General features: G+C 60.8%; 7 protein-coding genes. 5 read left to right on the top strand and 2 right to left on the bottom strand.

Features of this window, described 5'->3' with window-relative positions; genetic code table 11:
* The first annotated feature begins 168 nt into the window (after positions 1-168).
* The 5 genes from MRY75_RS15640 to MRY75_RS15620 all read left to right on the top strand — a co-directional run bounded on the left by MRY75_RS15640 (position 169) and on the right by MRY75_RS15620 (position 5,064).
* A complete protein-coding gene (locus MRY75_RS15640) occupies positions 169-1,467 on the top strand; it encodes a Mu transposase C-terminal domain-containing protein (RefSeq protein WP_292308940.1) in 1,299 nt (432 codons plus the stop codon).
* A complete protein-coding gene (locus MRY75_RS15635; RefSeq protein WP_292308939.1) occupies positions 1,457-2,338 on the top strand; it encodes a TniB family NTP-binding protein in 882 nt (293 codons plus the stop codon). Before MRY75_RS15640 ends, MRY75_RS15635 begins: the two co-directional genes overlap by 11 nt.
* A complete protein-coding gene (locus tag MRY75_RS15630; RefSeq protein ID WP_292308938.1) occupies positions 2,335-3,354 on the top strand; it encodes a TniQ family protein in 1,020 nt (339 codons plus the stop codon). Before MRY75_RS15635 ends, MRY75_RS15630 begins: the two co-directional genes overlap by 4 nt.
* A 208-nt stretch (positions 3,355-3,562) precedes the next feature.
* Positions 3,563-4,447: a DUF1403 family protein gene (locus tag MRY75_RS15625; RefSeq protein ID WP_292308937.1), complete on the top strand. Its 885-nt coding sequence runs from the start codon at positions 3,563-3,565 to the stop codon at positions 4,445-4,447.
* A 2-nt stretch (positions 4,448-4,449) separates the two neighbouring features.
* Positions 4,450-5,064, top strand: a complete 615-nt coding sequence (locus MRY75_RS15620) for an SMC-Scp complex subunit ScpB (RefSeq protein WP_292308936.1) — start codon at positions 4,450-4,452, stop codon at positions 5,062-5,064.
* 310 nt (positions 5,065-5,374) lie between these two features.
* On the opposite strand, the gene MRY75_RS15615 is transcribed toward MRY75_RS15620, so the two are convergent.
* Together MRY75_RS15615 and MRY75_RS15610 are read right to left on the bottom strand one after the other, a co-directional pair.
* Complete coding sequence (locus MRY75_RS15615; RefSeq protein WP_292308935.1) at positions 5,375-9,547, bottom strand: hypothetical protein; 4,173 nt, start codon at positions 9,545-9,547, stop codon at positions 5,375-5,377.
* A gap of 193 nt (positions 9,548-9,740) precedes the next feature.
* Positions 9,741-13,859, bottom strand: coding sequence for a hypothetical protein (locus MRY75_RS15610; RefSeq protein WP_255612203.1), 4,119 nt, complete (start codon positions 13,857-13,859; stop codon positions 9,741-9,743).
* Positions 13,860-13,889: the final 30 nt, after the last annotated feature.

Raw genomic sequence — 13,889 nt, 5'->3', positions numbered from 1 at the left:
CTTACAAGGTCATCAGAAGCAGCAGCACGGCGCAAACGTTCTCTGAAAGTTCACCTTTAGAGTAATCCTACGCACAAACCTTCCGATTGGGCCTTCTATGCCACCCGCCGCAAACCGACCAAGACCCGGTTCTGGCGCGAGGTAGCGGCCGACTGCAAGGCGAAAGGGTTGGCACCACCCTCGATCCGGCGCCTTGGCCGCTGGCTGGAGTTGAAGGATCAGGCAAAACTCATGGCCAGGCGGGAGGGGAAGGACAAGGCGGATCGCCGCCACCTTGCCACGCCCGGAACGCTCACCGCGGCCCACCCGCTCGACATCGTCCAGATCGATCATACCAAGGCCGATGTGACGGTCGTGGATCCGGTCACGCGGTGCCCGCTTGGCCGGCCCACTCTGACTGTCGCGATTGATGTGAATACTCGCATGGTTCTGGGGTTCCACCTGTCGCTGGAACCGCCCTCGCTTCTCTCGGTCGCGCTCTGCCTGACCCATGCTGTGATGGACAAGTCGCATTGGCTGGCGGCGCGTGGGATCAATACGGACTGGCCCGCCCATGGCATTCCCAGGGCGATCTACGTGGACAACGGCGCGGAATTCCATGCCCGCGCCTTCGGGCTCGCCTGCGCCGAGTACCAGATCGATCTCCGGTATCGCCCGCCCGGCACCCCGCGCTACGGCGGCCATATCGAGCGGCTGATCGGCACGATGATGGGGGCGGTCCACCTGCTGCCGGGCTCGCATTTCTCGAACATCTTCGAACGTGGCGATCTCGACGCCGAGGCCGAGGCGGTGATGACGCTCGGCGAGTTGGAAACCTGGCTCGCCCTCGAAATCACCGGCTCCTACCACGCGCGCATCCACAGCGCCTTGGAAACGACGCCCTCAGCGGCCTGGGTTGCGCAGGCGGACACGGCGAAGCTCCGCATGCCCGCTGATCTGCGCCAGTTCCTGGTCGATTTTCTGCCATCGGAACAGCGGGTCTTGCAGCGTGACGGCTTTCATCTCTTCCATATTCGCTATTGGTCGGATGAGCTGCGCTGGCTGATGGCGCAGGAAACCCGCAAATACACACTCAAGTACGACCCGCGCGATCTTTCGCGCATCTTCGTGCTGACCGAGGAGGGGATCATCGAGGCCCGCCCAGCGGATCTGACCCGCCCTGCGATTACGCTCTGGGAACACCGCGCGGCGCGGCGAGCCTTGCGCGAGGCCGGGCGCCGGTCGGTAGACGAGGAGCTCATCTTTCGGACGATCGAGGCGCAGCGCGACCTCGTGGATAGCGCCGCGCGGCAGACCAAGGCGACACGGCGCCACCAGGCCAGGCGGGCGCATCTGGACCCACGCCCGATGATCGATATGACGCCTAGGCCAGATGCGCCGGAAGCGCTTCCTGCGCCGGAAAACAAGAACAATGCGCTGAAAGACCACCCGGGCTTCTATGTCGAGGAATGGTACGATGACGACTGAGTTTCCGCACCTTTACCCGGGCGCCGGCAGGATTGCCGCTCTCAGTGCCGAGGAGCGCATCCTGCGCATCCGTGCCGACCGATGGGTGTCCTATCCCCGAGCGGAGGCGGCACTCGCCAAGCTGGAAACCCTGCTGTCATTCCCGGAGCGCGCCCGGATGCCGAACCTGCTCCTGGTCGGCGAAAGCGGCATGGGCAAGACCATGATCATCGAGAAATTTACGCGCGATCACCCCTCGAGTTTTGACGACACCACTGGTCGGTTGCATATGCCGGTCGTCGCAGTGCAGATGGTTTCCGGCCCGGATGAGACACGGTTTTACCGCCGTATTCTGGCTGCAATCGGCGCCCCGGAACCTCCCCGCGCAACGCTTGCTGTCCTCGAAAGCCTGGCCCTGCGGCTGCTCACCGAGCTGCGCCCTCATATGCTGGTGATCGACGAAATCCACAGCCTGCAGGCGGGCACGATACGCGAACAGGCACGGTTCCTGAACATGCTGCGATTTCTGGGCAACGAGCTGCGCGTTCCTCTCGTTTGTGTCGGCACCGCCCAGGCCCGTAATGCGCTGCGCACCGATGACCAGCTGGTGCGCCGGTTCGAGGCCTTCGCCCTGCCGCCCTGGCAGGACGGGGCCGATTTCACCGGGTTGATGAGCACGCTCATGCGAAGCCTGCCGCTCCGGCGCGAAAGCGAGATCGACGAGAAGGCGCTCTCGCGGATGATCAAGGTAAGCGGCGGCATCACCTCGGGGATATTTTCAATCATGTCTCAGCTGGCAATCGCTGCCATCGAAAGCGGGGAGGAACGCATCCTCTCGCGTGATATTCTGGGCGGCGACCGGTTGCAGGCGGTCCTCGGAGAGCCGGTGTGATCGGGCAGGGCCTCCTGCCGGTGGTGTTCCCACCCGAGGTTGACGAGCGCCTGTCCTCATGGCTCGCCCGCATGGCGCCATTCTACGCGATGACAGTACCGGAGTTTCTGGCCGAGCTTGGGCTGTCCGGCCGCGACGTGTTCGCTCTGGAATGGCGAATGTCGGAAGGGGAGGGGGCTCGGATCGCTCTGCGGACCGGACTTTCGGTCGAAGCCATTCAGGATATGACATTCTGTGAATTCATCCCCGACGCCCGGATGATGGTCGCGCGCCGAAACCGCCATCACTGCCCGCATTGCCCGACCGATGTGCACCGGAGGTCAATGTCGTTGCCCTGGGTTTTTCTCTGCCCGGTCCACGGCGCGGACTTGCAGGATACCGCCAGCGCGACGTTGCCCGCGATGATGGGTGGCACTCGGATGGCCGCTTTGGCAATGCACGCAAAAGCCGGGTCCGCCGTTCTTGATGCTTGGCTACGTGGTGCGGGGCAGGGGGCTCTGGACGCGCCGGAAATGCTGGCCGTCCTGACTGCGCGACACCGCCGCGCCTCGCCTCCCTCTCTAGCCGAGCAACCGTGCATGTCGTTGCAGACCCGGCGCGACTACCATGACTTTCTCACGACGCCGATCATCCGCCAGGCGCTGACGGTTGTCGTTCCCGAGTATGACGAGGTCGCGCCGGTCCTGGCCAAGCCCGTGCGTCCCAGCCTGCACGCTCTGGCGCAGGGCTCGCTGCTACAGGGTTTCGCCTTGACCGTCGGCATTGGTCGTATCGTAGAGGACCCTGTCGCTTGCGCGATCAACGTGTTGCTCGCCAGCGACGTGGACGGGCAGGTGCGGGTTCGCGATGCGCTTGCGGCATGGCCTCTCTCGTTGAGGAGACGCATCTCAGCCCGGCTCTGGCGTGCTCAGCGCGACGAGAGAGAGCGTCAGAGCGCTGCAAAGCCCAAGAAACGTCGCCAGTCTCACGAATTCCGACTCATCCAGTCTCATGAATACCGCTCCAGAATCTCATGAACCCCGGTTCGTTTTTCAGGGAAGTGCTTGAATCTCATGAATTCCGGTCATCCGACACTCGATTTCTCGGCGTGTTCTGACATGTCGCTGAGCCTATCCATTTATGTCCGATAATGCAAACTTATTGGACATAACTGACACCGGCGAAGCGGGGCGGTTAGTGCGCTATTTTCTGGAATAAAGCGCCGCGCAGGTGTACGCTCTGGGCATGACATTTGCTCGGCCCGATCATATCTGCGACCTCGACACGCTACCCAGGATGCCCGCCTGGGTCACCTCCGCGCGTGTGGAAACCCTTGAAACTGTGGCCTTTCTGTCGGGCGCCGCGCTGAGCCATCTGCATGTAGTGTTGAGCCGCGAGGACGTTCCCCAAACCTTGTTGCGAGACAGGCTCGCGCTGCGGGCGGCCGAGGCTTGTGTCGCGTTTTCCGGGCGACCGGAGCGGGCCGGAGAGTTGCGCGACCTGGTGAACCTTCTGCGCCCCGGCGATCTGCCCGGACCGGCCGGTGAAACCTACCTGGCCTGGCGGCGCGCTGTGGAACGGCCGGTGTCGATCAAGGCTCTGGGCCGAGCCTTGCCGGCCTTCGACCCGGGCCAGATTGCCGCGTGGCTTGATGCGGAGAAAGGGGCGCCAATGACCCGTGCCGCGATGGTGTTGGAGGCGATACTGCGCGAGGCGCCACGCGCAGACGTAGCAGGACTGATCTTCGCCGATGCGGCCCTCGCTCAGGCGCTCGGCTGGGATCATCTTGTGCCGCTGCTGGCCATGGGCCTGAAACGCGCCGACCTGCGCAAGCAAGATGGCGACTTGCGTCTGGCCTGTCATCGGGCACTCATCTCTTCGGTGATCGAGGCCGCCCGGCGGGCTGCCGACCTCGCGCGTCGTGCGGCGCATTTGAAAGCGGTCGCGCCAAAGCTTCGGGCCAAGGGGGCGGCCGACGCGGTTGAGATGCTCCTGACCCGCGATGCCGTGGCGCCATCGGCCTTGCCTTTGCCGGATCGCGCCGCGCGGCGGCTCTGCGACCGGCTGGTCGACCTCAGCGCGGTGCGCGAGCTGACCGGGCGCGACACCTTCCGGCTCTATGGGGTGTGAGCATGGCGAAGGATCGCTCGGAACCTGACCTGGACCGCGAGTTGGCCGACCTGCCGCCCGAGCTGCGCTGGCGGGAATGGATGCGCCGGATCGAGGCGGTCCTCTTCGCCTCTGCCTCGCCTGTGCCGCGCGAGGACCTCGCGCGCGTGGTGGGGCAGGGGGCCTCGGTCAATCTGCTGGTAGAGGACCTTGCCGCCGATCTGGAAGGGCGGGCTTTTGAAATTGCGCAGGTCGCTGGTGGCTGGATATTCCGGACGCGGCCTATCTACGCCCCCGCGATCCGGGCCGCGGCGGATGTCGGGGACCAACTGCTCGATCTGAGCGAGTTGGACGTCGCGGTCCTGGCCGCCATCGCTTACCACCAGCCGATCACCCGTGACGGGCTCAAGGACATCTTCGGCAAGGAAATCAGCCGTGACCTGATTGGGCGGCTGCATGCCCGCGGGCTGATCGGGACCGGGCCGAGGTCACCCCGGCGGGGAGCGCCCTATACATTCGTCACCACCGAGCAGTTCCTCGTCGCCTTCGGGTTTGAGAGCTTGCGCGATCTTCCCGATCGCGAGCAGTTGGAAGACGCGGGGGTTGTGGGCGAAGCGCCTCTAGTAGATTTAGGGTAGCGCTTTGGCGAAGCTGCGGGTGAAGTCCGCCGTTCTGATTATCGTTTCAACCGCCGTGCAACGATTCATCCGCGCGCTAAGAAAGCCGCATGATTGCAATGTGATAATCGTTTCACGATTTCTGGATAAGGCCTCGTGCGTTTATTAGCGACAAGGCATTCCCTACTCGTCGTTGCGGGCGGAAAGTGGAAGTCGCCGCAGTCTTGAAGGCCTCGCGGACCGATGGAAGGAGCGGACCTTGAACGACTGGTTTAGCTGAATCCAGACAGCTAAGGAACGCGCGCCATGAAATGGATGCTCGCCTGGCAAATCAGCTCCGGTCCACTGCATCGGGATTGGGCTCCACGATCGGCCAAGGGTGCCCTGACGCAAGATCCGGATGGCGTGGTTCCGATTCTGGAGCACCGCACTCGTCCCGGAGGTCATCTATTAGGTTGAGACAGCGGGCGGCGGGATCACCCTTGCCGCCACTGCTCGTCATTGCCAGCAGCTTCTGGCGCAGTTCGACCGCCGGGACGGGCACGACATTGTAAGCACCCTCCCAGTTCTCTGCTGGAACATGTTCCGTGATAACGCGTTGAATCGACTGCCACGTCATGAACGAACGTCCGGTTTTCATCTCAAAATCGATCAGCATCAATACGCCATCCGAGCAAGGATCTTCGGCGACTGCGCTAGCTAGCAAAGCAAGCTGATTCGTTGTCGGCCCATCCTTCAGGAGGTCGTAGACATAGGTACGGACCTCGGAGAACTCCGAAATCAAGCTACCCAATTCGCGTTGCCAACGCCACCCGTCGTATGACGGTCCGTCGAGCGCGCCGCTGACGGTCAAGTCAACAAGGCGGCGCGCGGCGGATACTGTGCCAAACCTCAACACGGTCGTGCGCCACTGATGGTTCTGGTAGAAACGCTTGTCATGCTCGGCGATGGTGAAAGTCACATCTTCTGCGTCGCTTGAGGACGAACTGCTGAGTCCGCGGACCATCTCTTCGAGCATTCGTGGATTGCGATACGCCTCCGGCATGCCGCGCACGATGGCGGGCAGGTCGGAGACAGGCGTGGCGAACGGCAAGAGGCGCAACCAATCGCGTAGCTGATACGCGTCGCTCTGTGTCAGGATCCAAGTTTCCTTCTTGGCCGCCTCGAAGGTCTGAGCGATGCCATCGGCAACAAGCGTGATGTCGATGTCCTCGCCAGAGAGAACAAGCGACAACAACAAGGCTGCGCGCGCCTGCCTCGGCGCGAGAGAAATGAGCTTCTGGATCGTCACGTCACGCTGGCCGTGGGGGAGCCGCGATCCGACAACGCCGAGCGCAACCCCCAGCTTCATCTGCGCATCCGTCGAACCATCGACAATCAACGTGTCGATTGCGTCGAAGATCGCCTCCGCCTCGGTTGATGTCGCGGCGGGATCGACGGCGCGGGCTTCGCGGCGCTCTTCCACGCGCGAGAAATCCTCGCCGCTCCGGAATTTCTTGTCGTCCTTGGGTTCGTTGGCCTCGAACCACTGGAAGGCCAGCACACGCGCAGCCAACTCGCCAAAATGCTCATCCGTCAGGTATTCACGCATCAGCGTAGCGGTCTCCGGCGCATTGATCGCCAAGAACGCACGTTGGTACTCATGCATGTGTGGATGCTGCGCTTCGTGCACAGCGTCGCGATCCTTCCAGCCGCTCGCGATAGCTTTCTCGCGGAAAGCCCGATAGCGACGTAAATTGTCGTCAAGCATTCTCTTCAAGAGTGGAAGATGCGCGACGGACGGTGCGTGGCTCATCATCGTTGCAATGGTAGCCACTCGCCAACGCTTCTCATCCCCAGCGGCGAGCATGCGCTCTGCCCATTCGCGCGCCAGCACTCCGATTGCGGCCAAGCCTTCCACATTGAAGGGTCGCGCCCGCTCTTCGTCGCCGTAGGTCTCACGGGAAAACAGCGCGGCCAGTTGGACGATTTCCTCATTGTCAGCGCTTACCGCCCGCGCCTGAACGGCGGCCACCAAACTTGCGCCCGGCGTGTGGCCGATACGGGCGCGCAGATCATGATAGCGATCACCTGCCGCCTGGTTGTACTTCCCGCTGGCGTCGCGCAGGACTTTCCCAGCTGCAAGATACGCGTCGATCAGCCGGCCAACGGCGTTTGGTCCCAGCACTGAAGCAGCGGCCTCGGCGCGATCGTCGTGGCGGCTTGTTTCTTCGAGGGCGATCTTGAGCAGTGCGTCATCCTCGAGGGCAAACCCGGCTGCCGCAAGAATATCGTCCGCGCCGTAGAAGAGTTCGCGGTGCTCGCGCAAACGGCACAGCAGCCCTTCAGCTAGGGCCTGCGGCCAACGTCTTCGCACCTCGTACAACAGATGCCTCTCGCCATCGGTCTTCCGGTCAAACTCCATGTTAGCGATGAGTTCGGTGACCTCGACGTCATGGCCTTTCCCACTTGGCGCATCGAGGAGCGAATGCAGCCGCTGGAAGGGCGACAGGCCGACGGCTTCGCGGCGTCCACGTGCCCGCCGAAGTTCCTGCTGAACGGCATCAACTGCAATGTCCTCAAGGTGACCCTTTTCGGCGAGGATGTCATAAGTCGCTTCGCTCGCATCCGTGAGTAAGTCGGCAACGTGCCGATCCGCCCGCCGAAATGCGAGCGCATCGACTACCGCCGCTTTCACCTCCGGATCGCCGTCGATCCTTGCGATCTCTGTCGCAAGGTCGAGGCCGTCAATCCCGCCATTCGATGCGATTTCGCAGAGTACGTTCCTACGAATGTCCGAAGGCAGCGCTGCGATGCGCGTCTGCGCGCCACTTCCAAGCACGGACGGACGAAACTGCCGCGCTGCTCGAAGCGCGTGCAAGTGTACTTGATCGTCGGCATGCGCAATAAGTGGCCAAAGAAGATCGGCGAATTCCGGCCTCCCGGACGCGATCATGAAACGCACTGCGCGATCCACTTTGCCTGGCGCGTGCCACCGGTCGGCGAAGCTCCGCATTTCTGTACCGATCAGCGCCCATACATCGTCAGTGGCGCGGAAGATCATCTCGCCTGCGAGGACAGGATCGACGTCAAAAGCTGCGCGGATGGCAGCGCCGCATGCGACCATATGCGCAGCGTCGCTGCGCGCACTACGTTCGACGGCAAACAGGACCGCCTCTTCCCAGGGGCGCCGATCAAGCACGTCGGCCATGAGTTTCTCACGTGCGCTCGGATCGCAGACGGCCTGTAGCATCAGTCTTTCGACGTAGTGCGAGGCGTACCATTCTTGAAATTGCTGGTGCTGGAACGAGTAGCCCGGAGTGTCGCCGGAGCGCGTAAGAACATGATTGCTGACAAGCGTGTCGAGCAGCGTGTCGGGCTGTGTGGCGGTGGCCATCTGCCCATCGGCGATCAGGACCCGCGCGGTCTCGGCCACCGATTTGCGGGCGTTGCTATCTGTGATCGCAGTGTTGGCCGTGGTTGTGGCGAACACCGCGAGACTATCCAAATAGTCCTGCTGGAAGCCGAGGGCCACGGCATGAAGTGCCGCCGCACGACGAGCTTCCTGCTCATGCGCTGCAACGAAGCGACTCAGCACTTCTTCCTTTGTGGTCGGAAAAGGCGCGCCTTCTGGCAGCGACAGCAGTGCCGTGAGGTACAGCGGAATGGTGACGAGTTCGCGGACACCTGCTGTCCGCCAGGCCCGATCCACGAGCTGTGCGCCAGCGTCTCCGCGCATGCCGCGCGCAATCTCCATTTGTTGCACGTCGTCGAGCGGCAGCAAATCCACCCGCGTCCCACCGAAAGGAATGTCAAGGGCCTGCCTGCGCGTGGAGATGACGAGACCAAGTTCCGGTAATTCAGCCTTCAGGGCCGAAATTTGCACGCGCGCGCGTTCACGTGCGGCGGCGTCCAGTTCGTTCCAGCCATCAAGAAGCAGCACGACACCGGGGTTCTCCGCGACCGCGCGGAAATTCTGCTCAGTAATTCCGTTGAACGCGGGGCGTTTCAGGATGGACGCGAGCAACCCGTCGCCATCGGTGGCCCAATCTCCCAACGGCACGATAAGCGGTGTGCTATTCCCGGTTTCCAAAAGACTTTCGGCGACCTGAAAAAGAGTTGTTGTTTTTCCCATTCCAGGCGCCGCGACAAGGATGAGATCATCCAGTAGGGTCACTGCGTCGGCAAGCGCGCGCGTACTAAGCGCCTCGTCCGCATGCTTGACCTTTACCGTCAGCGTGAGCGCCACGTTCGTGCCCGGCCATTTGGGTGTTCGACGGAACACAGCCAAGTCTGCATTGGCAGCTTTTTGAAAGCGTGCACTGATTTCCGAAACGGTGGGCGGCATGGCTGGACCGAAGTAAACCTTGTCGATAACGCTGCGCCACATGTCCTCAGAGTGCTTCTGCTTCCATGAGTGCAGAAATGCCTCGGTGAAAATGGCATCATCTGAATCAATTGCCTTTGCACAGTCTTGGCAAAGCCAAATCCCGTTTTCTTGCGATTTCCGTTGGTCGGGTGTCATGTCGGCGCGATAGCGGCGCGCACCAACTCCAGGTGCCGCAGCGCAGATGTGAGCCGCAACTCCGATATTTATTTCCTTTGAGCCATCGCTTGTCGGCGCTGACGTCAGCTTCCTGCAGCTGGGATTGCTACAATGATACCGGGCATGCTTCGCGAGGCGCTTCTTGGTCGCCTGGCTGAAGTCGTCCCTATTGTTACTCTTTGTCATCGACGGTCTGCTCGGGGTCAGTCGTGCGAACACTTTCGGTAATTTGCCCATCAATGGGTATTTCGCCGATCTCGGCTGACATCAAGAGCAGAGATAAATATCCCGCTGCCTCGGTGACATTGCTTGAAGTCCCGTCAATCGCGGCCTGCGCTTCAGCAGCGAAGTCAACGTTCCCAGTTCGCAGGTGCTCGATCAATTCGGACACATCCGATTGCAGGGCTTGGTCAAAAGCACTGAGCCGCCGGGTCAGTTCTTCGTAATTACTTGCGAAGGTGTCCTCCAAGCTCCGGCGGGCAGCAACCTCTTCTTCGGGACGAGTCTGATTGCCAAGCCGTTTTTGATCCATTGCTCCAAGTTCGCTAGCAAGGCTCAGCACCTCCCCAAACATGTCTGCCATAACAGATGGTGCTTGTGGCAATCCGATTTGTTCAGCCCAGAAGGTAGCGCCCTCCACGTCAGGAAGGAGGGTCTGATAACCAGACTTTGCGAGCGCCGGGAACGCAGCATTCTCAATGTAAGGCATGATTGTCAGGTGGATAGACGAGTCCACCAATGACCGCACGAGTACGGCTTGTTCAGCGAGCGTAACCACCGCATCCGCTATATCCGGCGCAGGTAACAGCGCAAGAACATCTGCTGGTGGCCACGGTAGAATACCTTTGGCGTTAACGCGAAGATGGAACTGTGCGACGATCCCGGCTTCCTCTGCGAGGCGCTCAATTTCTGCCTTGCGCTGAGCTAGTCGTGTTTGCCCGGCAGCTTTGGCAGAGAGGGATACGAGCCGAACGGAGTTGCCTACTCGCGCGCCTTTGCCTCGTGCCGCCCAAGTTACTGCTGGCGCTTGCTTCCTTTCATGGGCTTCTCCAGCCAGAACTCGCAACGTCTCCAAGAGCGTCTTGAGTCGGTTAAGCATCGGTGGAGGACCGTCGGCGACGAGCAGCCAAGGCTCTTCTGCAATTGCGGTGTCGACATCGGCGATGAGATCGCTCAACCAGGCAATGTATGCACCAGCTTGGTCGGGCAGTATTGCGAACCTCGTTACGAGATTGACGCTTGTGCTGTGCAGAAGGTTCTGGAACTTGGTGACGGCGGTGTCAGCCTCGCCGCGCCCCGCGCCTGACGCTTCCAATGATGAAACAGCGGGGGGCGTCAGTCCTTCAGTTTCCGCATTGAGTGAATTCAGCTTGCCGGCGAGGTTGCCGAGTGCATTCTTTCCGCGAAAATGCGCGTCGAAGATCTTCTCCAATGTCGGAACTAGGGCCTCGAGAATGGCCACGCCTCTTGCAAGATAATCGCTATAGCTCGAAGCGGCGACGTGGCGGGAAATCAGATCACCCCACCGTCGATTCCACTGAGGAACTGACGGAGGGGGAAGATTCTCCCGGGGAATCCGCTTTGTCGCGAGCGGCAACTGAGCAAGGCCAGCCAGTTCACCACTCGCGGTAATGGCGTTGGACACCGCAATGTCAGCCGACGGACACAGTGCCAATACTAGCTCGCACAAACCCACAACCGCAGCATGCGGATTTTCCTGTACGGAACCAGCGACATACCAAAGGTCGCAACGGACGATCACCCCATCATCCGAATCTTCGGTAGTCACAGGTCCGGCCCAAGCTGTCTCTGCCTGAACCCGTGCGAACAACGCCTCTTGCCCGACCTCGACGACCCACTGCCTAGTGATCTCACGATCCAGAGCGGACAGGGTGCCCATCACTGACCCGACGAGATTAAGATCGACATTCAACAGGCCTTCTGGAACCTTCATCAGGCTGGTCCGTATCGCATCGGGCAAAGGCATTCCGACCAAGGCTGCGAGAATCTCATCGAGGCTCACCAGATCCGCTGCCTCAATCAGGGCGGACAAGGCAGAAGGAGACATACGCTCCACCAACAGATGACGTGGGTCATCTTTCGGCGAGCCTTTGATCTGCGAAAGTCGATCCGCCGCAGCCTGGACTTCCGGTATGATGCTGAGACTACTCAGATCAATACCGGCAATCCCTAACATTGCGGCGATCCCGACTTGCGTTCGCGGCAGCGCACGTGCTTCAGCAGTGTCCAGCCATTCGTCCACGCTCGAGGAAACACGGCCCGAACCTAAGCCCCGAAGCGCTGAAGCCAACGCCCGCGCATCCTGTTCGCCCTCCAAGCGGGCAATCAATCCATCGAGCACTGCCGGTACAGGTAGGCGCCGCGCAGATAGTGCGTCTGCGAACAAGGGCTCGAGATCGCTAGCGGGCACGCTTGCGACTGTCCTTTCGAAACTCGTTTTGAGCGTCGGCAATGTTGTCTGATGTGTGAGCTGCAACAATTCTTCGGATCGAAGCTTGTGTAGGCCGGTGACAGCGCCCGGAGCAGGCGAGCGGACCAGATGTTCCTCGATGAGGCGCTGTAGCGCGCGCGACAGATCGGCCTCACTGACTGAGAGCGAGCGCGCCAATCGCGATGCATCAACTTCAGCATTCGCTGCGCCTGCCCAAGCGCCGGATCGCAAAACATCAAGTTCGAGGGAACGCTTCGGATCTGAAACTCTGGCCGCGACTTGATCGGCGAGGAGTTCGCGCATCCTCTTTCCGCGCGTCAGGACATGGACATATTCGAGAAGAAGGCCGTTGCTCGTCTTCCACGGCTCGCGCCAACCCGCCCAGTTCGTCTTTCCAGCTTCGCGCAGTTCTCCCCAGAGTCGTTCTGCGAGTTCATCATCGGTATCGGCGCGTACTTCGGCTGCACGTGCGCGCTCGGCAATCAGCGTGACATCTTCTTCCCGGACCGAGCCGAGCAGGACCACGCCAGGCACGGACATCACTTCTTTGAGCAAGGCGCCCCAGCTTTCCGGCCCATTTCGACCGACATCATCCATGACAAAGCCCAGGGGACTGTCTTCTGAAGCGCGAAACGTTCGGACCAACTGGCGCAGAGATGGAATATCCGCCGCGCTCAAACGACGGATACGGAGCCACCGAACCGTATGGCGCAGCGTGTTGGCAGCTTCCCACATCAAAGCGGATTTTCCGGCCCCAGATGGTCCAACGATCAACGCTGCCCGGCGTTGTTCAATACCTTCCAGCAAAGCCGACCTGGTTCGGGGGCGTTCGGCCACCAAACCTGCCGCGATGTGACCAGGTTCTACATCGACCCCGAGATAGAAGTTCGGATCGTTGAGAGGCGTGAGAAAATCGACTGGTTCGCAGACGCCATCCCTGAGAGCGAGTTCGATCGCGTCAATGTCGATCGCGGCCAGGACATCGCGGATTGATGCTTCCGTGTCAGAGATCGAAAGGCCACGATAGTTGTCCGGTGCCAACCGGCCATTGGCGTCTGCCAAGGTGCCCACGCGGAAGAGCAGATCGGCAAAGCACATCTGGGCTGCGATCGGGGCGCAGTTCAGCCGATCTACGATCAGCTTGATCGCCCATTCCTGCGGCGAGGTCGCCACGACGATCGATGTTCTTGGGAGAAGATCAGATGCCCCGTTGAACTTCGAAAGTCTGGTGCTGATCGGACCTTCGATTGAGCGGACGGCGGGATGGTCGTCGAGGGGCCCCAGGCCCGTCACCTCCCGCTCAACAACGAGTTCCAGTTGCTGCGGCCGCGGTGCAGAGCCAAGCGCCCGATTCCACAGATCTTCTATGTGCCCGACTGTTTCGCCTTCTGTATAGTCTCCAAGGTGCTCACGTCGGCTCTTCACTTGGACAAAGCGCGTTGAATCGCCACGGAGCTCAACATCGTCACCACCTTCCGGAATCACGATTGCTGGAGCTCGTTGTCCAGCCCAAATTTCTACCGCCAACCAAGCGGAAACGGCATCTTGGTAACGAAAGCCCCGGCCTGCATTAGAACCAGCTCTGGACGCTGCTTTCGCCGAACCAGGCGACGCCTCAGAAGTGCTGAGCCTGCGTATTCTCTTCGTTTTCGTAGCCAAATATACCGCCAATAATTCAGAAGTTGCGACCTTGAAGCATACAGGTTTTTTCTGGTATGCACAGTTTTCCCAGCTTGAGACCAAGATAAACATTGCCAAATTAGCGAATGGCATGTGTGGATGGCTCCTGCATAGCAAGACATTTTTGATCTGATTTGTGCGTTTGTCAGAAGCAGTCATGTGTCCGGCCTGTTTGCGCGGTTTTGACCG

The sequence above is a fragment of the Marivita sp. genome (assembly GCF_022763305.1).
Classification (GTDB): Bacteria; Pseudomonadota; Alphaproteobacteria; order Rhodobacterales; family Rhodobacteraceae; genus Marivita.
This window is presented reverse-complemented; position numbering and strand designations above follow the sequence as displayed.